The organism is Brachybacterium sp. p3-SID1565 (genome assembly GCF_025143785.1).
In the GTDB taxonomy this organism is placed as follows: domain Bacteria; phylum Actinomycetota; class Actinomycetes; order Actinomycetales; family Dermabacteraceae; genus Brachybacterium; species Brachybacterium epidermidis.
Window position 1 is genome coordinate 1 of sequence record NZ_JAMBDS010000021.1, and the last position, 25,041, is coordinate 25,041.

A 25,041-nucleotide genomic window follows, 5' to 3' on the forward strand; every position below is an offset into this window, starting at 1 on the left:
CCCCCGTCAAGCTCGCCCTGGCGGGCGCCGCTCTCACCGCCGGTCTGGGATCCCTGGTCAATGCCCTGGTCCTGCTGGACCAGGAGTCCCTGGATCGTCTCCGGTTCTGGCAGGTGGGCACCCTGGGCGCCCGCGGTCTCGGCGACATCGCCACGGTCGGCGTGTTCATGGCGCTGGGCGTGGTGATCGTGCTGCTGGCCACCGGGACCCTCAACGCCCTCGCGCTCGGGGACGATGCCGCCGTCGGCCTGGGGGTCCATGTCGCGCGCTCCCGCGTAGTGCTGGGAGCGGCGATCGTGCTGCTGTGCGGGGCGGCGGTCGCGCTCGCCGGCCCGGTCGGGTTCCTGGGCCTGGTGGTGCCGCATGCCGCCCGTCTGGTCGTCGGCGGGGACTACCGGCGGATCATGCCGGTCGCACTGCTGATGGGACCGGTGCTGATCCTGGTGGCCGATGTGGTGGGACGGGTGATCGCGCCACCGGCGGAGGTCCAGGTGGGCGTGATGACCGCCCTGATCGGCGTGCCCGTGTTCATCGCGCTGATCCGCACCCGCAGGCAGGTGGGGCTGTGACGCGACCTGCCGCCGGCCCCGTCCGTGCCCCGTCTTCTGCCGCCGGTCCTGTCCGGGCCCCGTCCGCCCGCCGTGCCACGCCCACGCGCGGCCCCGGTCGGGACCGTCGGCGCGCTGCCGGGACCCTGTGCGCGATCACCCTCCTGGTGCTGGTCGCGATGGCGGCCCGGGTTCTGCTGGGCACCCCCGTGGTAACCGCCGGCCAGGCCCTCGCCGTGCTGAGCGGCGAGCAGGTCCCCGGCATCTCCTTCATCGTGATGGACTCACGCCTGCCCGCCGCCGTGGTCGCGGTGCTGGCGGGGATCGCCTTCGGGCTGTCCGGCACCATCTTCCAGACCCTGCTGCGCAATCCCCTGGCCAGCCCCGACGTGATCGGCGTGACCCTGGGGGCCTCCGCCGGGACGGTGGTGGCGATGACCGTGTTCGGAGCCACCGGCGCCGCCCTGTTCTGGAGCGCCCTGCTGGGCGGCCTGGGGACGGCCGTGCTGATCCTGCTGGTCGCCGGAGCTGGTCGCGCCGGAGCCGCCGGCGCTGTGGACAACCGCTTCGTGCTGGTCGGCATCGGCGTGGGTGCAGCGCTCAATTCCCTGATCAGCTACCTGCTCACCCGCATCAGTACCCGCTCCGCCGGCGACGTGATGCACTGGATGATCGGCTCGCTCAGCACCTCCACCTGGGAGCGCGCCCGCGTGCTCGCCCTCGCCCTCGCGGTCCTGGTCCCGGTGCTGATGGTGCTGGTGACACGGCTGCGGATCCTGCAGCTGGGCGACGACATGGCCACCGGCCTCGGCCTGTCGGTGCCCCGCACCCGCATCGGCCTGATCCTGGTGGGCGTCACCCTGTCGGCCCTCACCGTCGCCGTCACCGGGCCGCTGTCCTTCGTCGCATTCCTCGCGGGCCCCCTCGCGCGGATGCTGCTGGGCCGCCCCAGCTTCCCCCTGGCCGCCGCGATGGGGGCCGCGATCGTGCTGCTCGCCGACGTCGTCGGTCAGAACGCCGTTCCCAGCACCGCACTGCCGGCCGGTGTGATCACCGGCGCACTGGGTGCCCCGTTCCTGCTGTGGATGCTCACCCGCACCCCCGGCTCCCGAGACGAGAGGTGACACTCCCGCCATGGCCCTGATCGAAGCGCGCAGCCTGCACCTGGGCTACGAACGCCGTGACGTGGTGCGCGACCTGGACCTGACACTGCCCGAAGGACGCATCACGATCATCGTGGGGGCCAACGGCTCGGGGAAGTCGACCCTGCTCCGGGGACTCTCGCGCCTGCTCCCACCCCGATCCGGCACCGTGCTCCTGGACGGTGAGGACCTCCGTGCGCTGCGCGGCAAGGAGCTGGCCCGTCGACTGGGCCTGCTGCCTCAGAGCCCCATCGCGCCCGACGGGGTGAGCGTGCGGGACCTGGTGGCCCGTGGCCGGTTCCCGCACCAGGGCCTGTTCCAGCAATGGACCGCTGAGGACGAGCAGGCCGTGACCGAGGCGCTCGCCGCCACCCGCACCGATGAGCTGCAGGACCGGCTGGTCGAGGAGCTCTCCGGTGGCCAGCGCCAACGGGTGTGGATCGCGATGGCGCTGGCCCAGCAGACCGAGGTGCTGCTGCTGGACGAGCCCACCACCTTCCTGGACGTCACCCATCAGCTGGAGGTGCTGGACGTCGTCCGCGATCTCAACCGGCAGCGCGGCACCACCGTGGGCATCGTGCTGCACGATCTCAACCTCGCCGCCCGCTACGCCGATCACCTGGTGGCCGTGCGCCGCGGCGAGATCCACTCCCAGGGCACCCCGGATCGCGTGATCACCGAGCAGATGGTGCACGAGGTGTTCGCCCTGGACTCCCGGGTGCTGCCCGACCCCGTCACCGGCACCCCGATGGTGCTGCCCCTGGGGCTCGACCCCCGGCCTGAACTGGGCGAGTCCCGGCCCGGACAGGAAAGCGGAGCCGACGCGCACCGCCCGCCCCAGGCCGCTCCCACCGATGCCCCTGACCCCCTCGTCGACCCCGAACCGGAGGACGCCATGACCACCATCGAGACTGCCGCCCCCTCACCCGTGACGGTGCCCGCGCTGGAGCACAGCCCCCAGCTGGCCTTCGACCTCACCGTCGCCGCAGTGCGCCCTCTCGGCGAGAACCTGGTGCGGATCACCTTCGCCTCACCCGAACTGATCCACTTCGGCACCGGCGGCCACCCCCTGGACCTGCGGATCAAGCTGATCGTGCCCGGCCCCCGGCCGTCGGCCGATCATTTCGCCTCGATCCGCCCCGGCGGGCAGCTGGACCCTGCACAGGCCACCGACTGGTACCGGACGTGGCTGCAGATCGACCCCGAGGACCGCGGATGGCTGCGCACCTACACCGTGCGCGAGCAGCGCGGCGCCGGCCACCCCGGCAACCTCACCGAGCACCCCGAGCTCGACGTGGACATGGTGCTCCACCTCGAACCGGAGCAGCGGCCCGGGCGTGGGGTCGCCGCACGCTGGGCGCAGCAGGCCGCCGTCGGCGACCGGATCGACGTGCTGGGACCGAACCGGCACCTGGTCGATGCGGAGTACGGAGGAATCGAGTTCCGCCCCGGCACGGCCCGCACCCTGCTGCTGGCCGGCGACGAGACCGCCGCGCCCGCGATCTGCTCCATCCTGGAGGCTCTGCCGCCCTCCATGAGCGGGCACGCCGTGATCGAGGTGGGCCATGAGTCCGACCAGCAGCAGGTGCTCACCCGCTCCGGGGTGCAGGTCACCTGGCTGGTCCGCGGCGATGCCCCGCACGGGGAGCTGCTGGATGCCGCGGTGCGTCGGCTCATGTGTGAGAACGCGCAGGCCTTCCGCGAGCAGGGCGGGGGAGGGGATCCCGCGAATCCCGAGCTGGAGGACGTGGACATCGATGCCACCATCCTGTGGGAGACCACCGTGGGTCAGGGCTCCTTCTACGCCTGGCTGGCAGGGGAGGCCGGCGTGATCAAGGGCCTGCGGCGCCACCTGGTCTCCGAACTGGGCATCGACCGGCGGCAGGTCTCCTTCATGGGGTACTGGCGTCAGGGCCGCCCGGAGATGTGACCAGTCGAAGGGCTGCTGGCAAAAGGCTGCGGAGTGTGTCGCGCTCAGGTTTCAAGCGGACAGTTCGGCCCGGGGACCGTCTCCGGCGATGGCTGTCCCCACTCGGTTGCCCCATAGCGCCGGGAAGCGCGTCGGGAACACGCGAAGACTTTCCTGATCCGGGCCATCGATCTGCGCGCTCGTCGCGACGATCGCACCGCGGCCCGAAGGGATACCACGGATCACGAGCGGTGTCGTTTGATCTCCTCGTGCGGTCTGGGAGGCGATCAGATGCAAGCGGTCGGAAAGATATGAGACGTCCGACGGAGCGAAGTGTGCAGCGATCCGATCCGCATAGGCTGAGATGGTCACACCGGTGTGTGTGTCCATGCCGAATGTGTTCGCTGTTTGATGGACCAGAGTCTGCATCCAATCGCGAACCGCGCCGTTCGAGAGCGCGGTGACGCGGAGCGTATCCGGTTGACCTCCGCTGCCCCGTGTCTCGAAGAGCGCGAACAGGGCATCCCCCATGAGGTCACGGCGTGTTGTCGCAGCGAGCGTGAGATGCAGATCCGATAGTCCGCGGACTGCTCCGGAGAATCCGCCGACGGTCAGCGCAGATTTCTTCCCCGCAGCCTGGCTCACGGACACCGCCGATCCGAACATGGAGAACTGGTGCATGGCCGCCCCCCTCGCGTCACCCGCGGTGCGCTCGTCGAAGTGTCTCTCGACTTCGATCAGGCGGTGCGGGGTGAACTCCTGGACGTTCTCCGCGACGTAGGCGATGTGCGGAGGTTCCTGCAGAAGTGCTTCGCAGTGGTTCGCCAGTCTTTCGGCGAGAGCCCAGTCGACGCGGTTCACCTTGTTCGCCTTGCGCTCGCCCAGCAGCCCCACTGTGAGGAGCACGAACCCGACGACGCCCAGGGATCCGCCGGCGAACACCATCAGGAACAGTGCTCCTGCCAGTTGGGTTGCCGCGTCGGTCTCTCCGCCCGCACGCATCAGGAACCACCCTGCCACGCCGATCAGAAGGACGAACCCGATCAGGAGCGTTCCGAAGGCGAGGGACTTCCGATGGCGATGCAGGCGCGCGCGAGCGCTCATCTGTGGGGGCTTGCTCATGGCCACGACCGTAAGCGACTCATCAGGGCAGCGCGACCAACAACCGCGGATTGGGGATAGGAGTCTGTTCTTCCCGGTTTGCCTGAGGGTTCGTCCACTGGTCTTGATGATCGCGGGCCGACCTCACAACCGCCGGCCCGGTAGCCTACCGGGGTGGAATCCACCGCTGAGACCCTCGACCTGCCCGGCGTGAGCGCAGGCCAGGACGCCCCTGCCGACGCCATCGTGCGCGACCCCGAGCACCCGCACCCCGGCCAGTGGCGCCTCACCCACGTCCAGGTCTCCAACTGGGGCACCTTCCACGGCACCCACGACCTGGCGATCTCCCCCAAGGGCTTCTTCCTCACCGGTGGCCCCGGCACCGGCAAGTCCACGCTCCTGGACGCCATCAGCGCCCTGCTCACGCCGCCGCGCACCCTGCAGTTCAACGCCGCCGCCTCCGATGCGGGCCCGGCCCGCTCCAAGTACCGCCGCACGGTGGCCAGCTACGTGCGCGGCGCATGGGCCATGCACTACGACCAGGCCACCGGTGAGTTCAGCCAGGAGGTGCTGCGCGAGAAGACCACCCTGTCCGTGATCACGCTGCGCTACTCCGACGGCCAGGGCGGCACCGTGCAGCTGTCCCGCCTGCTGCTGCTGCACGCCGGGCACACCTCCGACTCGGACGTCAAGAGCCTGTACGTCATCGCCCGCACGCCCCTGGACGTGAGCGACCTGCGCCAGTTCGTCTCCACCCAGATCGAGGGCAAGTCCCTGGAGGCAGCCCACCCGGGCACCGAGACCTTCCGCCAGTTCCGCGAGTACCGCGCCGCGTTCTGCCAGCTGCTGGGCATCCCCGACGAGAAGGCCCTGGGGCTGCTGCACAAGATCCAGTCCGCCAAGGAGCTCGGTGACGTCAACGCCCTGCTGCGCGACTACATGTTGGATGCCCCCCGCACCTTCGAGCTGGCCGATCAGGCGCTGGCGAACTTCCACAACCTCTCCGAGGTGTACGAGGCGCTGGTGACCGCCCGTGAGCAGCGCGACCTGCTGCGGGGGCTGCGGGAGAACCACGAGGCATGGACCGCCATGCGCACCCGCGGCGGCGAACTGGTGGACCGCCGCTCCGACATCGACGTGTACGCCGCCCAGCACCTGGTGCGCCTGCTGGGGGATGAGGAGCAGCGCCTCCAGCTCGAGCGCGACCGGCTCGGCGCCCAGCAGCGCCGCCTCACCCAGGACGTCGCCGAGGCCCGCGCCGACCTCGCCCAGCTCAAGGAGCAGCGCAAGCGGGCCGGAGGCGGCGAGATCGACGACTGGAAGCAGCAGATCGCCGGTCTGGAGGTGGAGCGGGAACGGCGCCGCGAGCGCGGCACCGAGTTCGCCGCCCAGCTGGCCACCGTGGAGCTGGGCACCCCCGTCAGCGAGGACGTGTTCCTCTCCCTCCAGCGGGAGGTCACCGCCCGCCGCGAGCAGCTCGAGGCCGAGGAGAAGGACTCCGATGCCGCCCGCTGGGACGCCGAGGCCGCGGTGCGCGACCTCGCGACGACCCTCGAGAACACCCGCCAGGAGCTGAAGTCCCTCACCGCTCGCGCCTCCAACCTGTACTCCGAGGACGTGGCGCTGCGCGACCACATCGCCGCCGAGGTGGGAATCGCCCCCACCGAGCTGCCCTTCGCGGCCGAACTGCTGCAGGTGCGCGCCGGTGAGGAGGAGTGGACCGCCGCCGCCGAACAGGCCCTGAGGGGCCTTGCCCGCTCCATCCTGGTGCCCGAGCGCGCATACCGGGACGTGGCCGCGGTCATCGACCGCACCAAGCTGCGCCGCCGCATCTCCTACAACCGCGTCAACACCGACCTGCGCCGGCCCGCCAAGAACATCGACGAGCGCTCCCTGGCCGCCAAGCTCGACGTCAAGGACGGGGAGTTCCACGTGTGGCTCAGCCACGAGATCGCCTCGCGCATGGACTACACCTGCGCGGAGACCCTCGAGGAGTTCACCCGCCTCTCTCGCGCGGTGCTGCGCTCCGGGCAGATCAAGCACTCCGCCACCCGCCACGAGAAGAACGCCGACCGGCAGATCAACGACCGCTCCCAATGGGTGCTGGGCTTCGACAACCGTGCCAAGCGCGCCGTGTTCGAGGCCGAGCGCACCCGCGCCGAGCAGGCCCTGTTCGAGGCCCAGGCCCGCCGCGCCGATGTGGAGACCGCGCGCCGTCGCCGCCGCGAGCACCTCTACGCACTCCAGGCCATCAGCGGCGTCACCTGGGACGACATCGATGCCGCCTCGGTGGCCCGGCGCATCGCCAACCTGCGCGACATGGTGCGCGCCGCCGAGGACGGCTCCGCGGCGCTGACCGAGCTGGCGCGGCAGATCGACGACGTGGAGCAGGCCATCGCCGATGCCGACGAGGAGCTGCTCGACGTGGTGCGCACCGCGGGCAAGCTCGGCGAGCAGGCCGAGCGCGCCGCCGAGCGCCTCACCCAGGCCCGCTCCCGCCTCGCCGAGCGCACCCTCACCCCCGAGGTGGAGGCGGAGCTCGCCGAGCGCTTCACCGCGATCGCCCCCACCCTGGTGCTGGCCACCATCGACCAGGTCACCAAGGACGCCTCGGCCACCCTGGACGCGGAGCTGATGGACCTCACCCGCCGCACCTCCCGCGCCGAGGAGGACATGCGCACGGCCATGCGGGAGTTCGCCCGCCGCTGGCCCGCCCAGGCCGGGGACACCGACACCAGCCTCGAGGCGGCCGACGACTTCCTGGCCATCCTGCAGCGCATCGAGGAGGAGAAGCTGCCCGAGGTGGAGGACCGCTTCTTCGAGTTCTTCACCGGCAACACCCTCGGCGACGTCCAGGCACTGGCCACCGCCATCGCCCGCGAGCCGGCCGAGATTCGCAAGCGGCTGCAGCGCATCAACGCGCTGCTGGCCCAGGTGGAGTTCCACGCGGGGCGCTACCTGCAGCTGTCCATGCGGCCCGTGCACCTGGCGGCGCTGGACGAGTTCAAGCGCGCTCTCGAGGACGCGGTCGTGGACACCACCCAGAACGACATCAGCCGCGACCGGGAGCTGGCCGAGCAGCGGTTCCTGTCCCTGCGCCACCTGATGGACCTGATCTCCGCGGCCCGCACCAAGGACGACCAGGTCTCCCGCGCGATCCTCGACGTTCGCCGCCACGTCCACTTCCACGCCGAGGAGGTCGACGCCGCCGGCACCGTGGTCCACGCCCACGAGTCCGGCGGCCCGCTCTCCGGCGGCCAGAACGAGCGCCTGGCCACCTTCTGCCTCGCAGCAGCGCTGCGCTACCAGTTGGCCGGTACCGGGCAGGACGTGCCCCGCTACGCCCCGATCATCATCGACGAGGCCTTCTCCAAGGGCGCCGGGAAGTTCATCACCGCCGCGATGGAGTCCTTCCGTCACTTCGGATTCCAGGTGGTGCTCGCCAATCCCGGCAAGAACCCGCAGGCCCTGGCCCCGTTCATCGGGGGGGTCGGCGTGGTCTCGATCCGGCAGGACCGCTACTCCTCCGTCGCCCCGATCGAGTTCGTGCCGGTCCCCGCGTGAGCGGTCCGCGGTCGCCGATGGGGAGTTCTCCCCATCGGCAGATCGCGGCCGCGGGCCTACCCTGGACGCCAACCGTTTCGCGCGCGCCCGACGGGCCGGACGGGGAAGCATCGACGGACCGGGACACACGTGGGGAGGGGCACACGGATGTCAGCTCTGCCGGCGAAGACGCCCGATGCCATCGCCTCCCAGGACGAGACCCATCTCCACATCCATGAGCTGCTCACCGCGGCCACCCAGGCCCTGCTGCACGAGCAGCCCGGCCTCGGCACGTTCGAGGACCATCGCCCCCAGCGCGACCGCCCCTCGGGGGAGGCATGGAACGGCCTGGAGACGATGTGCCACGTCAGCGCCCTGCTGATCGCAGGTCGCTCCCCGGACCTGAGCGAGTGCGGATCGCAGCGCCTCCTGGACGCCGTGGACTCCGCCGTGGCACCTCTGCGCCTGACGCGTCAGGACGACCGCGAGGACAGCGGCGTGCGCACCGTCGTGTGGCGGGACCCCGACGGGGTGCGCCTGGAGGTGGTGATCGGGGTGCGAGTGGCCGTGCGGGCGATCAGCATGCCCTTCCTGCCGGGCTCCCTGCGGCCGCTGTGGACCACCAGCCCCGCCTCGCCGATCAGCCCGCTGACCCCGCCGCCGCAGCCGCTGCACTGATCCGCTCCAGGGCGCCCAGCGGGATCGGCAGCCAGTCCGGGCGGTTGCGCGCCTCGTACAGCGCCTCGTACACCGCCTTGTCGGCCTCGAACGCCGCCAGCAGCACCCGCAGCGACGCGTCCTCCGCGCGGATCCCCGCCCCCTGCGTGTACCCGGCCAGGAACGCCTCCCGGGCCCTGCTCGACCAGTCGGTGACGTCCCTGTCGTGCTCGAGCGCCACGGCACCGGCCGCGTAGTCCAGGCTGCGCAGCATCCCTGCCACGTCCCGCAGCGGGGAGTCCGGGCGGGAGCGCTGGGCCAACGGCCGCAGCGGCTCGCCCTCGAAGTCCAACAGCACCCAGCCCCGTCCCGGCGCGGCCAGCACCTGGCCCAGGTGCAGATCGCCGTGGATGCGCTGCATCGCAGGCCAGGAGGCATCCAGCGCCGCTCGCTGGAGGGACTCGAGAGCAGCACGGTGCTCATCGACCTCCGCCACCTGCAAAGCCACCTCGTCCAGCCGCTCCCGCATCTGCTGCACCATCGCGGCGGCGACGTCCCGATCGGTACGGACGGTGCCGAGCGCGGCGGCCAGGTCCCGGTGCACCTCCGCGAGAGCGGTGCCCAGCCTGCGGGCCGCAGCGGAGAAGTCCTCCCCGGCCACGGCCTGCCGCAGGGCCGTGCGCCAGGCGTCCTCCACGCCCGGCAGGAACTCCTGTGCGAACAGTGCGTGCGCCCGCAGCTCGCCCAGGGCCAGGTGCGTCTCGCCGACCACCGGCGGCACCCGCGTGGAGCCGGCATCGGTGAGCGCCCCCTGCAGCACCACATCAGGGTTCTCGCCGTCCTGCAGCACCCGGAACAGCTTCACGATCACCGGTCGCGCCCCCTCGGCCTCGAAGATCATCGAGGTGTTGGACTGCTCCCCGGACAGCAGGCGGGAGGAGGCACCCGGTCCGACGGGCAAGCCGCGCGCTCCGTCGTCCTGCGCGGGCGCAGCCGCCCCATCGGCCTGCGACGGGCCACCGGCCACGGTGCGCGAGCTCAGCCGCAGATCCGGTCCCGCTGCGTCAGCGCCGGCCGCCAGCATGCGCAGCATGGCGGCGCGACCGTCGGGATCACGGGTGGCGTCATCCGCTCGCAGCGGCCCGCCCGGCACGGCCAGCACACCGATCTGCGCCCCTTCCTCGCCGGTGGCCCCCTGGCCGGGACGACGCAGCACGACGGGCACCTGGTACAGGGCCTCGCTGCCGGTCTCGGTCCCGGCGCCGATCACGGTGGCCACCACCACATGGTCACCGGCCACGTGCAGGGGTGCCCACCCCAGCAGCCGGACCGTCGGCACCCCGGTCCCCTTGTGGGCGTACCAGCGCTGGGAGTGCATCCAGGCGGCCAGGTGCTCGGCAAGGAAGGGCAGCAGCTCGCCGAGAGGGGGCAGGTCGGTGAGATCGAGGGAGTGCTCAGGTGCGGGGGAGCGGTGCTCGTCCATGTGACCACTGTATGGCGTGCGCTGCAGCAGGAGGGCCCGAGGCGCTGCTTGCTACGCTGGCCGGGTGCTCGAGCCCAGGCCGTCCGGTGGCCGTCGCGCCCTGTCCCTGCGGGCCGCGACGCTGCTGATGAGCGCCGTGCTGCTGGTCGGCCCCGCGGCTCCGGCCTCGGCCATCGGGGAGAGCGGGCCCTTCGAGCTGCCGCTGGAGACCAGCACCGTCAGCATCGCGCCCGGCGCCGCCACGGCCATGCCCCTGATCGCGCTGCTGGAGGATCAGCAGCAGGACGAGTTGGATCTCGGGACGGCCCGGCTCGGCATCCCCACCGACCTCCCCGCAGCCCAGACGTCCCGGATGTCCCTGGGGGAGGACGCGCGCACGTTGACCGTGGCCGGCGAGGGCACGTGGGGGCTCGTGGGCGGTGACCTGGTGTTCACGCCGGACTCCGGTGTGACGGGCGCCGAGCAGCCCGTGACGCTGACCATCGAGAGCATCCACGGGCACCGCTCCGAGCCCGCGCAGCTCACGCCGGCCCTGCTGGAGTCCGTCGACGACGAGGGGCGCGGCTCGGCGGGGCAGCCGGTCGAGGTCGCCCTGGGCCACGAGGTCCCCGAGGGCGGTGCCACGCGGCTCCAGCTCGACGGCCTCCCGCCCGGATCAGCCACCACGAGGGACGGCAGCCGTCTGATGATCCCGGAGCAGGGGCGATGGCTGACCTCCGAGTCCGGGGAGACCCTCACCTACGAGCCCCTGGGGGTGCGCCTGGGGCGGCAGCCCGATCCGGTGCGCTACCTGGTGGTCGACGAGGAGGGCGGGCCGGTGGCCACCGGTCGCGTCGAGATCACGGTGCCCGTGATCTCCGATCTCTACCATTCGGCGCCCTTCGGCCAGGACATCGTCTACTCGGTGGGCGAGGCCCAGCAGTTCGTGGATCCCGCCACCCTGGTCCTGGACCCGCCCCCCGGTGATGACGCCGAGGCTGTCTCGGAGACCGAGGTGGTGGTGCCCGGGCAGGGCACCTGGACCCTGGACCGCGATGCTGCCACCGTGCGCTTCTCCCCGGAGAGCGAGCTGGTGGACCAGGCGGCACCGATGGGCATCCGGGGCGGCGATGGCGAGGGCGCGCAGGCCGCGCCCGCCCTGCTCAGCACCGCCTATCCGATCCTGGTGGACCGCACCCAGTCGGCCCCGCCGGGTGAGCCGCTGGTCTTCGACCTCACGGTGGGGGTCAGGGACGTGCGCGCCGATTCGATCCGCTTCGATCCCGAGCCGCTCTCGGCCGAGGCGATCGTCTCCAACGACGGGCTGACGCTGCGCCAGCCGGGGGAGGGCACCTGGAGGATCGAGGAGGACGCGCGCACGATCACCATGACGCCGGATGCCGCATTCCGGGGGGAGTCCACCCCGGTCGGCATCGTCGGGCAGGGCGTGTACGCCGACAACCCGGTGGAGGCGGCCCTGACCGCGGTGGTCGCACCGGTGATCGCCACGGCGCGCGATGACGAGGAGCGCACCGCGCCCGGCGTGCCGATCACGGTGGACGTGCTGGCCAACGACACCGCAGGCAGCGGCTCCCAGCCCCTGCGGCCGGAGTCCGTGCAGATCCGCTCCATGTCCGCCACGAACCTGGGGGAGCTGTGGGACGCCACCGGGGAGCGTCTGGTGATCCCCTCGGAAGGGGAGTTCACCGTGGCGCGGAACGGCTCCATCACCTTCACCCCGCAGGACGGGTTCGTGGGGCGCACCTCCCCGATCATCTACATCGTGTGGGACAGCACCGGGATCCCCACCCAGGCATCCCTGACCATCGACGTGGATCCGGCCGTCGCCGCGAGCGGGCAGCCCCGCACCGACCCCAGCGGCATCAACAGCCTGCTGGCGGGGCTGCTGCCCGGTTCCCGCGACACGTCCATCGTGTTCGGGACGGTCGTCCTGCTGCTGCTGTTCGCCGGGCTGGTGGCGATGTGGATCGGGGTCCGCATGGAGCAGGACCGCCGCCTCTGGGAGGACTGATCGGGATGCAGGCCCCAGCCGTCGGCGGATCGAACGGGAGTCAGCGCACCGCCGGACTCAGCAGCCCTCGGGTGGCTGCACCGGCTGTTCGAGCGCCTGCTGCGCCGCCTCCGGGGCCGCGAGCCCCGGGAAGCCGTCGCCCAGCAGCAGGTCCACTCCGGTTCCCTCCCGCTGGTCCATGCGCAGCTGCGCCCCGGGCACCTGCGCCAGCAGCGACTGGGCGGCCAGGTATCCCTCGGGCCCGTGGACGATGACGGCCGGCCCGCTGGCCTGACTGGTGTTGCCGGGATCCCCGGTCGCGTACCCCCGTTCAGCCAGATCCGCGGTGATCGATCCCGCGAAGCCGCTGCGCCCGGTGCCGTTGAGCACCGTCACCTGCACCTCGGTCGGGGAGAGGGGGACTGCATCGGCGCCCGGGCACACCAGCTCCGCGCCCGCGTACCGCAGGGTCTTCGGGGCGATCATCCCGGGCTCCGCCGGCGGCTCCCGCAGCTCGCGCAGGGCGTAGGCACCGATGGCCACCAGCGTCACCAGCAGCAGCGAGAAGACGATCAGCTGGGTGATGCGCAGCCGACGGGTCCGCCGCGTCCTCAGCGAACGACGGCGGACCTCGTCGGCAGACCGCCCGTAGGGATGGACCTCACGCTCGGGCGGCATGTCAGTCCAGGGGGCGGTACCGGATGCCGAAGGCGTCCAGTCGGGGAAGGTGGCCTCGCAGCCGCTCCTCGAACTCCTCCCAGCTCTGCTCGGGGGAGCCCCAGGCACGCTCGGCGACGGCGCACATCCGGGGGAAGGCCATGTACTGCAGGTGCTCCAGGGTGGGGATGTACTCCGTCCACAGCTGGCCCTGCAGGCCGATCACGAGCTTCTCCTCGTCCGCACTGAGCTTCTTGGGGGAGAAGGCGGCGGTGTAGACGTCCTTGACGGTGGTGTGCCCGCCGATCGCCAGGGGCTCTGCCTCGCTCCTGGCCTGGTAGTGGTCGAAGTACAGATGCTCGTTGTTGGCGATGACCGTCTGGAAGCCGCGTTCGGTGGAGGTCTTCACCCCGTTGCCGTGGCGCCAGTTCATGATCACCATGTCATCGGGCAGATGGGTCTCCAGCACCTCGTCCCAGCCGATCACGCGCTTGCCCTTCGCGGTGAGCACGTCGTACGCGAACTGGGTGAAGCGCCCCTGGATCTCCGAGACCCGCGTGTAGCCCCATTCGGTCATGCGGGTGCGGGCCTCGGTGGATCGCTCCCACTCCACGGTCGGGCACTCGTCCCCGCCGATGTGGAAGAAGGGGGCCGGGAAGATGTCGGCCACCTGGGTGAGCACGTCGCGCAGGAACTCGAACACCTGGTCCGAGACGCCGAGCACGTGATCGGAGATGCCCCACACCTCGCGCACCCCGATCTGCTGGGCAGGGTTGTTGCCCAGCTCCGGGTAGGCGGCGACAGCGGCCTGCATGTGGCCGGGCAGGTCCACCTCGGGCACGATCATCACCCCGCGCTTGCTGGCGTAGTCCACCAGGCCGCGCAGGTCGTCCTGGGTGTAGAAGCCGCCGTGGCGCACCCCGTCGTACTGCCAGTCGGCCTCGTCGGCGCCCATGTGGCCCACCAGGCTCTGATCGCGCCAGGCGCCCACCTCGGTCAGCTTCGGGTATCCCTTGATCTCGATGCGCCAGCCCTGGTCGTCGGTCAGGTGCAGGTGCAGCACGTTCAGGCGGTGCAGGGCCATCGCATCGATCATCGTCTCCACCTCCTGCACCGTGAAGAAATGGCGGGAGACGTCGAGGTGCATGCCGCGCCAGGCGTGCTTGGGGCGGTCCACGATGGTCACGCAGGGGATGGAGCCGCCGCTGCCGGTGACGATCTGCGCGAAGGTGTTGCGGCCATCGGCCAGGGCGGCCTCGCTGCCGGCGGAGAGGTTCGCACCCTTGGGGGAGATGGACAGCGAGTACTCGGTGCGAGGCAGGTCCTCGTTGATGCCGATCGAGAGCCCCGCCCAGGGATCCGTCGTCTCCCAGACCCCGTGGGAGTAGATGACGGACTGCGGGAGCGGGACGAGGGCGAGCGGGTCGGGCATGGTCTCTCCTGAGGGGTGACGCGGGTCGTGGATCCCCCAAGTCTGCCACGTCACATCAGGGCGCGGGGAAGACCTCCGATGTCTCACCGAGGCCGTGACCGGGCATGAAGGAGCCCGGCCGGGGTGTCCCGACCGGGCTCCTGCACGTCGCCCTGCTCCTTCCCATGACGCTCATGCGTCGAGCAGGCCGCCGTGCTCAGGTGTCGTCGCCTCAGCTCAGCGGTAGGTGACGAACACGTGCGGGGCGTTCCAGATCATGCGCTCCATGACCCGCCCGCGCGAGCTGGAGGCATCGATGACCCGGCCGTTGCCGGCATAGATCCCGATGTGACCGTAGTTGTTGCTGGTGAAGGCCACCAGGTCACCGGGCTGGGCCTCGGCCTGGGAGATGATCCGGCCGCCGAAGGTGTAGCCCTTGGCGGTCTTGCGAGGCAGGTTGATGCCGGCCTGGTTGTAGGCGTGGTACACCAGCCCCGAGCAGTCCATCCCGGTGGCCGGGGAGGAGCCGCCCCACGTGTAGCGCACGCCCTTCTGGGCCCGGGCCGCATTAACGATCGCCTGACCGTTGAACGAGCCCACCGAGGCGACCGGAGCACGCCCGGAGTCGCGCGAGGGCGGGGCGTCACTGATACGCACGTTCGAGTACAGGGCGTTCCAGGTCTTCGGGCCGACCACGGCGTCCACGCCGATGCCGGCAGCGGACTGCAGTGCGCGCACCGCAGCCGCGGTGCCCCTGCCGAAGATGCCGTCGACCGCGATCGACGCACCGCGCTCGTTGAGCTGGGACTGGAGGGTGCGAACGGCATCGCCGCGGCTGCCCTGACGCAGCTTCGGCTGCGAGGAGGCCGCCGAGGCGGCCGGGGCAGGAGCGCTCGAGGAGATCTGGATGTTGCCCGCCAGGGCGTTCCAGGTCTTCGGGCCCACCACGGCGTCCACGCCGATCCCGGCAGCGGACTGCAGGGCGCGCACAGCACTGGCGGTGTTGCGTCCGAAGACGCCGTCGACCGCGATCGACGCACCGCGCTGATTGAGCAGGGTCTGCAGATGCTCCACCGCTGCGCCACGGGAGCCAGTACGCAGCTTGACGCCGGCGAACTGGTCGGGGGCCGCGGGGGCCACGGCGGGGAGGGTGACCGGAGCGGCTGCGGCAGCACCGTTGATGCTTCCGAGCGCGGCCGGGGCGGGGGCCTGTGCGCGAGCCGATTCGGCTCCCTGCAGAGCGGCGGTGGCGGTGACCGCACCCAGCAGGGCGGCACCTCCCACACCACGCCCGACAGGAGCGGCGAGGCCCCGGTAGTCGATCACGGCGGCACCGGGAGCCCGGTGCGTGCCGCGGGGGACGGTACGGATCATGTCCGGATATCTCTTTCTCCGTCGCCACACGCGACCCGCGACGGCATGCGCTGCGGGACAGGTGCCCGTCACCCAGGGAAGTGGAGGAAGCGACCGAGCCGGTGACGGGTTGGCGGCGCCCCGGTCAGTGCCCCAGGTACGAGCGGCACCGGCACCAATGTAAGTGCAGGTCAGCGGCCTGAACAGGGCAGTTTGCATGCACAGGCCTGGCTCTTTGTCAAAGTTTTGCTCGTTTGCACAAGTTTTCGACGTGTCGCGCTCGCGAATCGGACATTGCTGTGCTAGTTACAGCGATGTCATTCGGTGGGGCGCGGGCCCGGCAGCGAGGTGGCTTGATGCTGCGGTCACGACCAGGCATGCGGCGGCGATCCTGGTGAGCTCCATCCCTGGATGGTGGATGCCGCTGGATGGTGGGTGCCGCTGGATGGTCGGTGCCGCGAAAGAACGAGAACGGCTCCGGTGCAGATCTGCACCGGAGCCGTCGACCGGTCGGGGTGACAGGATTTGAACCTGCGACCTCTTCGTCCCGAACGAAGCGCGCTACCAAGCTGCGCCACACCCCGAGAGCTCCCCGCTCTGCTGCGGTCGACCAGTTCGGCTCCTGCTCGAAGGGGAGGAGCTGTCAGGTCGACGCGATGAGCGCGTCACCGAGGAGCAACTCTAACAGGCGTTTCCTACCGCTGGTCAGGCGATTCAGCGCGCGGGGCCCGCAACGTGATCAAGCTCGCCTCCGGAGGGGTGGCGAAGCGGTAGTTCGAATAGGGGCTGGCGCCCATGCCTGCGCTCACGTTCAGCGGCACCCCCCGCCAGGTGGACAGTCCCCGCGCCTGCGACCGCGGCAGGTCGCAGTTGGTGACCAGCGCGCCGACGCCGGGGATGCGCAGCTGCCCGCCGTGGGTGTGACCGGCCAGGATCAGATCGGAGCCGTCGCGGGCAAAGGCATCGAGCACCCGACGGTAGGGGGCGTGGGCCACGCCCAGGCGCAGCACCCGGCCGTGCTCGGGCGGGGAAGCGTCCTGCGGGGGAGGCATCTCGTCGCGCTCGAGGTGAGGATCGTCGACCCCCACCAGCTGGACCTCGAGACCGCCCAGCTCGATCCGGCCACGGCTGTTGGTGAGGTCCTTCCAGCCGAAGGCGGAGAGTCGCCCGGCCAGCTCCTCCGTGGGCAGCTCCACGTCCTCACGCTCGGTGAAGCCCTCAGGGCGGGCATCGGGCAGGAAGTACCGCAGCGGGTTCTTGGGGGAGGGCGCGTACATGTCGTTCGAGCCCATCACGAACGCCCCGGGGCGGCGCAGCAGCGGCTCGATGGCCTCGGCCAGCACCGGCACCGAGGCCGCCGAGGCGATGTTGTCGCCCGTGTCGATCACCAGATGCGGGCGCAGGGTCTCGAGGTGCCGCAGGAACGCCAGTTTGCGCTCCTGATCCGGCATCAGGTGGATGTCGCTGATGTGCAGCAGCCTGATCGTGCGCGCCCCGGCCGGGAGAATGCCCAGCTCCACCTCGCGCAGGGTGTACCGGTGGATCTCGATGTGCCGGGCCCAGACGTGGGCGGCCGCAGCGCTCACGGCACCCAGCCCGCCCAGCGTCGCCGCCACCGTCGTTGCGCGCACGCTCAGCCCTCCCGGCCGGTCGACTGGCGGATGGTCACGGTGCTGCCCGCGGGCAGGGCGGTGCCAGGGGCAGGGTCAGTGCCGATCACGAACCACTGGCCCACGGAGTCCGACGGCTCACGACGCACCTCCACGCGGTAGCCCGCCTGCTCGACCGCGGTCTGTGCCTGGGAGAGGTACATGCCCGCGACGTTGGGCACGGTGCCAGGTGTCACCTCTCCCACCTGGCCCGGGCCCGGGGGAGTGGGCCGCGCCGGAGCCGGAGGGAAGGCCTCGGCGGGCAGGCCCTCGTGGGCCGCCGTCATGTACTCCTGCCAGGTGGGCAGGGAGACGGTGTTGCCCCACACCTTGCCTTGGCGCAGGTAGGTGTCGTCGACGTTGAAGCCCTCGGGGCGCTTGTTGGCCTGCGGGTGGCCGAACCACACGGCGGTGGACATCTGGCGGGTGAAGCCCACGTACCAGGTGTGGAACTGCTGATTGGAGGTTCCGGTCTTGCCGCCCGCGGGGTGGCCGGGGATCGTGCGGCCCTTGCCTGTGGCGCGCGGGTCCTCGAGGTCCTGCTGGAGCACCCACGCCATGGTGTCGGCGTCCTCCTTGTCCATGCGCTGCTCGCACTGGGCGCCGGTGATGGGCATCGGCTCCCCGTTGCGGTCGATCACCTCGGTGACCGCCTGGGGGCGGCAGTACGTGCCGCCTGATGCGTAGGTGGCGTAGGCCCCGGCCATGTCCAGGGCGGAGATCCGCAGCTCACCGAGCACCACCACGGAGGGGGCGAGCTCCGTCTTGTAGATGTCCTCGATCGGGGCATCCCAGGTGGCCTGGTCGTAGGGGTTGTGCGTGGCCGGCACAGCGCCCACGGAGCGGGCGGTCTCGGCGATGTCGCACAGGTCCAGCTGACGGGCCATGTTGGCGTAGCTGGTGTTGACGGAGAACTTGGTGGAGTTCAGCACCGTCTCCATGGGCTGCAGCTTCACCGAGACTGCGTTGTCGGGGTTGTACCCGGGGTTCTCGCGCCAGGCTCCGCTGCCCAGGCACGTGGCGGGGAACTCCTTCATCTCCTCCCGCCCGGTGGAGACGGTGTCGTAGATGCTGCGGCCGCTCTTGATCCACTCGTGCAGCACGAAGGGCTTGAAGGTCGAGCCGACGGGGAAGCCGTTGGAGCCCCCCAGGGCGTTGGGCACGTTGTAGTTGATGGCCGTCTCACCCGGGCCGATCTCCTGGTGGGGATTGAAGGTGCGGTTCTGCGCCATCACCAGGATCTTGCCGGTGCCCGGCTCCACCGTCACGATCGAGTGGCCGAAGCCGTGGCCGGCATCGGCCGGCACCCTTCGCTGCAGGATGTCCTCGGCGGCCTTCTGCTTGGCCGGATCCAGCGTGGTGCGGATGGTGAGCCCGCCGCCGTAGAGCAGCTTGCGGCGCTCCTCGTAGGTGGGGGCGAACTCCGGGTCGTTCAGCAGGGTGCGGGTGACGTAGTCGCAGAAGAACCCGCTGCGGCCGGCGTCGGCGCAGCCGGCCCGCACCTCCTGGATCTTCAGCATCTCCTCGACCGGCTGGGTGCGGTACTGCTCGTACTCCTCATCGGTGATGTAGCCCTCGCGGTGCATGTCCCCCAGCACCTCATTGCGTCTTTTCTCCCCCGCCTCGGGGTGGGCCACCGGGTCGTACTGGTTGGGGCCGTTGGTGATGCCCGCCAGCATCGCGGCCTCGCCGGGGTTGAGATCCTTCGCGCTCTTGGAGAAGTAGTGCTGCGAGGCCGTCTCCACGCCGTACTGGGACGGCCCGAACTGGGCGACGTTCAGGTAGCCGTTGAGGATCTCGTCCTTGTCCCACTTCTTCTCCAGCGAGATGGCGAGCTTGGCCTCGCGCAGCTTGCGCCCGTAGGTGGTCTCGGTGGCGGCCTCGATGTCCTCCTGGTCGCCGCGCTGCACGGCGTCCATCAGCAGGGCGTTCTTGACGTACTGCTGGGTGAGGGTGGAGCCGCCCTGGGTGGCGCCGCCCACCGAATTGGACAGGAAGGCACGGGTGAGGCCGCGCGGGTCCACGCCGCCGTGCTCGTAGAACCGGCGGTCCTCCACCGCGATCACCGCGTGCTGCATGTGCGGGGAGATCTCCTCCAACGGCACCATGATCCGGTTCTCGGTGTAGAAGGTGGCCAGCAGGGAGCCGTCGGCCGCCTCGATGCGGCTGGCTTCGTTCAGCGGTGCCACCTCCAGCTCGGAGGGGTAGGACTCGAACAGGGCCACGCCGTCCTCGGCCACGGCGGAAGTGGCCGAGACCGCCGGCAGGAAGAACGCGGCCAGCAGCACGCCGCCCAGGCCTGCCACGGCGATGATCCCCAGCAGCAGGTAGAGGGTCTGCGCCAGCGCGGCGGGCAGTGAGCGCCGCTGTGCGGGGCGGCTGGGCGAGGAAGTGGCCATGAACCCACAGTACGGGCAGGCCCGGGCCGGTTCCATGAAGCAGGACACGTCCTGGCGAAATCTTCACGAAGCCCATGGCTGTCGGCACGCGAGGTCGAGCAAGGGGGCACCCCCGGAACGCCACGCGGAGCCAGCCGCCGAGAGCGCTGCGGCATACCACAGGATCCCCGGCGTGGCATGGAGGTTTGGCGAGTGTCGCACCTGGTCCCTACGATGTGGGAGGAACTCACGGGTCGACGAGGATTCGGAAGGGGACTGACATGACCGTAGGGGTGACGACTGCGCGGGCGCTCGGGGAGGGCGAGGACCGCAGCTGGGCTGCTCGTGGAGCCTGCGCCACCATGGACCCGGACGAATTCTTCGTCCAGGGGGCCGAGCAGCATGCCGTCAAGACGGCCTGCGGTGGCTGCCCGGTGCGCACCCAGTGCCTGGTGGACGCGCTGGAGAACCGCATCGACTTCGGTGTGTGGGGCGGGATGACCGAGCGTGAGCGTCGGCGCCTGCTGCGCCGCCACCCCGACGTCAGCGACTGGGGTGCCGCGCTCACCTTCGCCGCACGTCGCGCCGCCGCCGGCGGCATGTGACCGCCTCCGCCCAGGGGCTCCACGGCCGGTAGGCTTCGCCCCATGAGCACCTACACCCGCTGGGAATACCTGACCGTTCCGCTGCTGATCCACGCCACCAAGCAGATCCTCGACAACTACGGCGAGGAGGGATGGGAGCTGGTGCAGGTGGTGCCCGGCCCCAACCCCGAGTCCCTGGTCGCGTACCTCAAGCGGCCGCTTTCGGAGGGCTGATCGATGACCGTTCCCGCCACGCCCCCCTCCGCCGCGTCCGACGGCTCCCGCATCCGCCAGCGCCTGTCCGAGCTGGGCCTGGAGCTTCCCGGCGTGGCCGCGCCTGTGGCCGCCTATGTGCCGGCCGTGCGCACCGGTGACCACGTGCTCACCTCCGGCCAGCTGCCCTTCGTGGACGGCGAGCTGCCGCGCACCGGCAAGGTGGGTGCGGAGGTCACTGCGGAGCAGGCGGCCGAGCTCGCCGCCACCTGCGCCCTCAACGCTCTGGCCGCGATCGAGGACCTGGTGGGATCGCTGGACCAGATCGCGCAGGTGGTGAGGCTGACCGGTTTCGTCGCCTCGGATCCCTCGTTCACCGCTCAGCCCGCCGTCATCAACGGCGCCAGCGAGCTGCTGGGCGAGCTGTTCGGCGAGCGCGGCTCCCATGCACGCAGCGCCGTCGGGGTCGCCGCTCTCCCGCTGGATGCCCCGGTGGAGCTCGAGCTGCAGGTCGAGATCCAGCGGACCACCTGAGCCGTGTCCGAGCAGTACCCGGACCGAGACCCGGAGGCCCCCGGCGTCGAGCTGATCACGCTGCGAGCGCCCAACCCGGGCCCGATGACCCTGACGGGCACCTGCACCTACGTGCTGCGGGACGGCGCCCAGGTGTGGGTCGTGGACCCGGGCCCGAAGGACCCTGAGCACCTGGCCGATGTGCTGCTGGCCTGCGGGGCCGACGCGCAGCCGATGGGTGTGCTGGTCACCCACCACCATGCTGACCACGCTGCCGGTGCCGCCACCCTGGCCCGGCAGCTCTCCGCCCGCACCGGTCGGGACGTCCCCCTGTGGGCGGCCGATCAGCGAACCGTGGCCGGGTCACGGCCCCTGCCGGCCGTGCTGGACGGTGACAGGGGCACCGCCGGGCACGTGATCCATCTTCCCGGGCACACCGCCGATTCCGTCGGAGTGCTGGTGGAGGGCGGCAGGATGCTCACCGGTGACACCCTGCTGGGGGGCTCCTCCACCGTGATCGTCCCTGACCACGGCGGGGACCTGGGCGAGTACCTGCAGTCCCTCGCGATCCTGCGTGCGATGACATCGGACGGGCGCGTCTCGTCCCTGTACCCGGGCCACGGCGAGCCGTACCTCTCGCCGCTCGAGGCGCTGGAGGCGATCGAGAAGGCCATCGCTCACCGCCAGGAGCGCATCGAGCAGGTGCGCCGTGCCCGCACCGCGGGGATCCTGACGATGGACCGTCTGCTGCGCGTCGTGTACGGGGCCGACCTTCCTGATCAGCTCGAGAAGGCTGCCCGCTGGAACCTCCGGGCCACGCTCGACCACCTGGGTCAGAACGGCTGAGGAGCCAGGTCCGCGCGCGGCCCCGGTGGGCTCACCGGTGGGCTCGAGCGCCTGAGGTCGCTTCGCCACCGGATGCGATGACGGCGCGCCCCCGGATGCCGGGGACGCGCCGTCGTCGTGCTCGTGGGGATCAGCGGGCGCGGCGGCGCAGGCGCTCGATGTCCTGCAGCAGCACCGCGCGGGCCTCCAGGCGGATCCAGCCGCGGGAGGCGAAGTCCGCCAGGGCCTTGTTCACGGTCTCGCGGGAAGCGCCGACCAGCTGCGCCAGCTCCTCCTGAGTGAGCCCGTGGGCCACCATCACGCCGTCGTCGGTCTGACGTCCGAAGCGCTGCGCGAGATCCAGCAGGTTCTTGGCCACGCGACCCGGCACGTCGGCGAAGACCAGGTCCGCCAGCGACTCGTTGGTCTTGCGCAGACGCCGCGCGAGGGAGGCCAGCAGGTGGCGGCCCACCTCCGGGCGCTGGGCCAGGACCCGGTACAGGTCCTGCTGGGTCAGCGAGTACAGGGTGGACTCGGCCACCGCGGTGGCCGTGGCGTTGCGGGGAGCCGGATCGAACAGGGAGAGCTCGCCGAGGGTCTCGCCCGGGCCCAGCACGGCCAGCAGGTTCTCGCGGCCGTCGCCGGAGGCGTGGCCCACCTTCACCTTTCCGGTGCCGATGATGAACAGGCGATCGCCGGGATCCCCCTCGCGGAAGATGACGGCGCTGCGGTGGTAGTCCTCCTGCGACATCGACGCGAGCACGGCCTGCTTGCCGTCCTCGTCGAGCGCGGCGAACAGCGGCGACGACCGTACGATGTTCTCGTCCACGGAACCTCCTGAGGGTGGGCCCCGGGCGCCGGGGCCGATCTGGTCTACTCATCGTGACCGCTGCCGTCGCGCACGGTGGCAGTGATCACACGATGCTCACAGGCTACCGCGTCTTCGGGTCCGGTTCCGGTTCACCCGCCGAGACGGGCCCTCGAAACACCCCAGGAGCACTGATCACCATGTCATCAACGGGCAGGCGTGCCTCTCGCGGGTCCGCGAGCCCGGACGCGCAGGACGAGAGCCTGCAGAAGCGGCCCGCGCGGAAGGTGCCGACGCGGAAGCAGCCCGCGCGAAAGGCGCCCGCTGCCAAGGCGCCGGCCCCCGTCGCCGAGGTGCATGCCCGGCTTGGCCAGGAGTACCCCGCAGCCCGCACCGAGCTCGATCATCGGGACGCATTCGAGCTCCTGGTCGCCACAGTCCTCTCGGCCCAGACCACCGACGTGCGGGTCAACTCCCTGACCCCCGAGCTGTTCTCGCGCTGGCCCGATGCCGCCGCACTCGCCGGTGCTGACGAGGAGCAGGTGGCCGCCCTGCTGCGCCCGCTCGGCATGGGGGGCACCCGGGCCGGCCGCATCATCGGGCTGGCCCAGGACCTCGTGCGCGACCACGCCGGCGAGGTGCCCGATGACCAGAAGGCGCTCGAGGCGCTGCCGGGCGTCGGCAGGAAGACTGCCTACGTGGTGCGCGGTGCCTGGTTCGGCCACTCCCTGCTGGCGGTGGACACCCACGTCGGCCGCCTCGCCCGGCGGTTGGGCTGGACCGAGGCGAAGGACCCGGTGAAGGTGGAGACCGCCGTGGTGGCCCGGGTGGAGCAGGAAGCCGCCGCAGGTGGAGAGGGCGCCGACGGGCAGCGGACCGACCTGACGGCCCTGCATCTGCGGCTGATCCTGCACGGGCGCCGCGTGTGCCTGGCGCGTGCGCCGCAGTGCGGTCGCTGCGTGCTGGCCGACATCTGCCCCAGCGCGGAGGTGGCCTGATGGGGGAGGGTCAGGAGCGCGCGGCTGCCCGGGTGGGCCACCCCGGGTTCCTGAGCGAGCTCGCTGCGCGCGCCGGTCGCGGGGGAGAGGTGCTGCTGGACCGTTCCCGTGACGCCCGGTCGCAGCTGGCTGCGTCCCGGCCCCCTCGTCGCAGCTCCGTGCTGCTGCTCGTGGCCGGCACCGATCTGGAGGACTCGCAGCTGGTGCTGGAGGAGCGGGGGCACTGCCTGCGCTCCCAGCCCGGCCAGTTCGCCCTGCCCGGCGGAGGGGTGGACCCGGGTGACCGCGACGAGGTGCACACCGCGCTGCGCGAGGCGCAGGAGGAGACGGGGCTGGACCCGCGGGAGGTGACCGTGCTCGGTGCCTTCGCCGCGATCCCCATGCCGTGGCGCTCCCAGCACGTCACCCCGGTGCTGGCGTGGACGCCCACCAGGCCCCCGCTGCGCGCGCAGGACCCGGTGGAGGTGGAGCGCGTGGTGTGGGCACGGCTCACCGGTGAGGGCTCCCTCACCGATCCCGCCCGTCGCTACCGAGGACTGCTGGATGACCGACCCGTCGGTCCGGTGTTCGACCTGCCCGACGACGCGTTCGTATGGGGCTTCACCGCGATGATCATCGAGCAGATGCTGGCGGGCCTGGGACTGGACCCCGTGCCCTGGGACGCCCCGGTGCGGCAGATCCCGCCGGAGCGCCGCAGGAACTGAGAACCCGGCCTCGCTCCCATCACCGCCCCCCGATCGTGGGAGGCGGGCTGTAGACTTGAGCGTCGCCGGACCCCCGGCGCCCGGCGAGCATGCCCGCATCCGCGCACCCCGTGCGCAGTGCCAGGCGACTGCCCACCGGTTCCTTCAGGACCACCAGTCCCACGACAGCAGACAAGGCGGGATCCACGTGCCACGCGGCAAGGTGAAGTTCTACGACGCCGAGAAGGGGTTCGGCTTCATCCTCGATGACGAGGACGGCCAGAGCGTCTACGTGCATGCCTCGAACCTGCCGGACGGGGTGGCCACCCTGCGCCCCGGTGCCCGGGTGGAGTTCGACATGGTCGACGGCCGTCGCGGCCCCCAGGTCCTCTCCCTGCAGCTGATGGAGCCGGCTCCCTCGGTGAGCCGCGCGCGTCGACCGAAGCCGGACGACATGGCGGTGATGGTGGAGGATCTGATCCGCCTGCTGGACGATGCCTCCAACGGCCTGCGCAAGGGCCGCTACCCCGATCGCGGTCACGCGCAGAAGATCTCCACCGTGCTGCGAGCCGTCGCCGACAGTTTCGAGGCCTGAG

The 25,041-nt window shown here is 71.1% G+C and carries 21 protein-coding genes and 1 tRNA gene; 13 read left to right on the top strand and 9 right to left on the bottom strand.

Annotated features, from left to right (window positions below):
• The 3 genes from M4D54_RS06770 to M4D54_RS06780 all read left to right on the top strand — a co-directional run.
• On the top strand, positions 1–569 hold a 569-nt coding region (locus M4D54_RS06770), incomplete at its 5' end, for an iron ABC transporter permease (protein ID WP_259890767.1).
• Positions 566–1,672 carry an iron chelate uptake ABC transporter family permease subunit gene (locus tag M4D54_RS06775; RefSeq protein ID WP_311199684.1) on the top strand — a complete coding sequence of 369 codons (1,107 nt, stop codon included), beginning with the start codon at positions 566–568 and terminating at the stop codon, positions 1,670–1,672. The genes M4D54_RS06770 and M4D54_RS06775, both read left to right, overlap by 4 nt.
• Before the next feature lie 10 nt (positions 1,673–1,682).
• The gene (locus M4D54_RS06780) at positions 1,683–3,620 is read left to right on the top strand and encodes an SIP domain-containing protein (protein WP_193865258.1); all 1,938 of its coding nucleotides are present in this window, start codon (positions 1,683–1,685) and stop codon (positions 3,618–3,620) included.
• A 51-nt stretch (positions 3,621–3,671) separates the two neighbouring features.
• Here M4D54_RS06780 and M4D54_RS06785 read toward each other — a convergent pair whose 3' ends face one another.
• Entirely contained in the window at positions 3,672–4,721 is a 1,050-nt protein-coding gene (locus tag M4D54_RS06785) for a hypothetical protein (protein WP_193865259.1), read from the bottom strand.
• Between the two features lie 153 nt (positions 4,722–4,874).
• On the opposite strand from M4D54_RS06785, the gene M4D54_RS06790 reads away from it, so the two are divergent.
• Entirely contained in the window at positions 4,875–8,264 is a 3,390-nt protein-coding gene (locus M4D54_RS06790; protein ID WP_193865260.1) for an ATP-binding protein, read from the top strand.
• Positions 8,265–8,411: 147 nt separating this feature from the next.
• Entirely contained in the window at positions 8,412–8,921 is a 510-nt protein-coding gene (locus M4D54_RS06795; protein ID WP_193865261.1) for a hypothetical protein, read from the top strand.
• On the opposite strand, the gene M4D54_RS06800 is transcribed toward M4D54_RS06795, so the two are convergent.
• Entirely contained in the window at positions 8,884–10,383 is a 1,500-nt protein-coding gene (locus M4D54_RS06800) for a phosphotransferase (RefSeq protein ID WP_193865262.1), read from the bottom strand. The two genes, M4D54_RS06795 and M4D54_RS06800, sit on opposite strands and share 38 nt — an antisense overlap.
• Before the next feature lie 64 nt (positions 10,384–10,447).
• Here M4D54_RS06800 and M4D54_RS06805 point away from each other — a divergent pair, with 64 nt between their 5' ends.
• Entirely contained in the window at positions 10,448–12,394 is a 1,947-nt protein-coding gene (locus M4D54_RS06805) for an Ig-like domain-containing protein (RefSeq protein WP_259890768.1), read from the top strand.
• A gap of 57 nt (positions 12,395–12,451) precedes the next feature.
• On the opposite strand, the gene M4D54_RS06810 is transcribed toward M4D54_RS06805, so the two are convergent.
• From M4D54_RS06810 to M4D54_RS06835, 6 genes are all read right to left on the bottom strand, one after another.
• Complete coding sequence (locus M4D54_RS06810; protein WP_193865263.1) at positions 12,452–13,051, bottom strand: LytR C-terminal domain-containing protein; 600 nt, start codon at positions 13,049–13,051, stop codon at positions 12,452–12,454.
• A gap of 1 nt (position 13,052) precedes the next feature.
• Positions 13,053–14,462 (bottom strand): beta-N-acetylhexosaminidase, encoded by a 1,410-nt coding sequence (locus M4D54_RS06815; RefSeq protein ID WP_259890769.1) that lies wholly within the window; start codon positions 14,460–14,462, stop codon positions 13,053–13,055.
• A 216-nt stretch (positions 14,463–14,678) separates the two neighbouring features.
• A complete protein-coding gene (locus M4D54_RS06820) occupies positions 14,679–15,815 on the bottom strand; it encodes a peptidoglycan-binding protein (RefSeq protein ID WP_259890770.1) in 1,137 nt (378 codons plus the stop codon).
• Between the two features lie 489 nt (positions 15,816–16,304).
• Positions 16,305–16,378, bottom strand: a tRNA-Pro gene (locus M4D54_RS06825).
• A 111-nt stretch (positions 16,379–16,489) separates the two neighbouring features.
• Entirely contained in the window at positions 16,490–17,425 is a 936-nt protein-coding gene (locus M4D54_RS06830) for a metallophosphoesterase (protein WP_193865265.1), read from the bottom strand.
• 2 nt (positions 17,426–17,427) lie between these two features.
• Positions 17,428–19,842, bottom strand: coding sequence for a transglycosylase domain-containing protein (locus M4D54_RS06835; protein WP_193865266.1), 2,415 nt, complete (start codon positions 19,840–19,842; stop codon positions 17,428–17,430).
• A gap of 260 nt (positions 19,843–20,102) precedes the next feature.
• Here M4D54_RS06835 and M4D54_RS06840 point away from each other — a divergent pair, with 260 nt between their 5' ends.
• Genes M4D54_RS06840 through M4D54_RS06855 form a run of 4 tightly spaced genes read left to right on the top strand, consistent with a single transcriptional unit; the run spans position 20,103 to position 21,977 of the window.
• On the top strand, positions 20,103–20,426 hold the full coding sequence (locus M4D54_RS06840; protein WP_193865267.1) for a WhiB family transcriptional regulator: 324 nt from the start codon (positions 20,103–20,105) through the stop codon (positions 20,424–20,426).
• 42 nt (positions 20,427–20,468) lie between these two features.
• The gene (locus M4D54_RS06845) at positions 20,469–20,639 is read left to right on the top strand and encodes a DUF4177 domain-containing protein (protein ID WP_017823269.1); all 171 of its coding nucleotides are present in this window, start codon (positions 20,469–20,471) and stop codon (positions 20,637–20,639) included.
• A 3-nt stretch (positions 20,640–20,642) separates the two neighbouring features.
• A complete protein-coding gene (locus M4D54_RS06850; protein WP_193865268.1) occupies positions 20,643–21,152 on the top strand; it encodes a RidA family protein in 510 nt (169 codons plus the stop codon).
• A 3-nt stretch (positions 21,153–21,155) separates the two neighbouring features.
• Complete coding sequence (locus tag M4D54_RS06855) at positions 21,156–21,977, top strand: MBL fold metallo-hydrolase (RefSeq protein ID WP_193865269.1); 822 nt, start codon at positions 21,156–21,158, stop codon at positions 21,975–21,977.
• A 130-nt stretch (positions 21,978–22,107) separates the two neighbouring features.
• On the opposite strand, the gene M4D54_RS06860 is transcribed toward M4D54_RS06855, so the two are convergent.
• A complete protein-coding gene (locus tag M4D54_RS06860; RefSeq protein WP_311199685.1) occupies positions 22,108–22,785 on the bottom strand; it encodes a Crp/Fnr family transcriptional regulator in 678 nt (225 codons plus the stop codon).
• Positions 22,786–22,964: 179 nt separating this feature from the next.
• Between M4D54_RS06860 and nth the strand changes: the two genes are divergently transcribed.
• The 3 genes from nth to M4D54_RS06875 all read left to right on the top strand — a co-directional run bounded on the left by nth (position 22,965) and on the right by M4D54_RS06875 (position 25,040).
• Positions 22,965–23,762, top strand: a complete 798-nt coding sequence (nth, locus tag M4D54_RS06865; protein ID WP_193865270.1) for an endonuclease III — start codon at positions 22,965–22,967, stop codon at positions 23,760–23,762.
• Positions 23,762–24,466, top strand: coding sequence for a CoA pyrophosphatase (locus M4D54_RS06870; RefSeq protein WP_193865271.1), 705 nt, complete (start codon positions 23,762–23,764; stop codon positions 24,464–24,466). Before nth ends, M4D54_RS06870 begins: the two co-directional genes overlap by 1 nt.
• Before the next feature lie 187 nt (positions 24,467–24,653).
• Positions 24,654–25,040, top strand: coding sequence for a cold-shock protein (locus tag M4D54_RS06875; RefSeq protein WP_017823275.1), 387 nt, complete (start codon positions 24,654–24,656; stop codon positions 25,038–25,040).
• Position 25,041 lies beyond the last annotated feature (1 nt).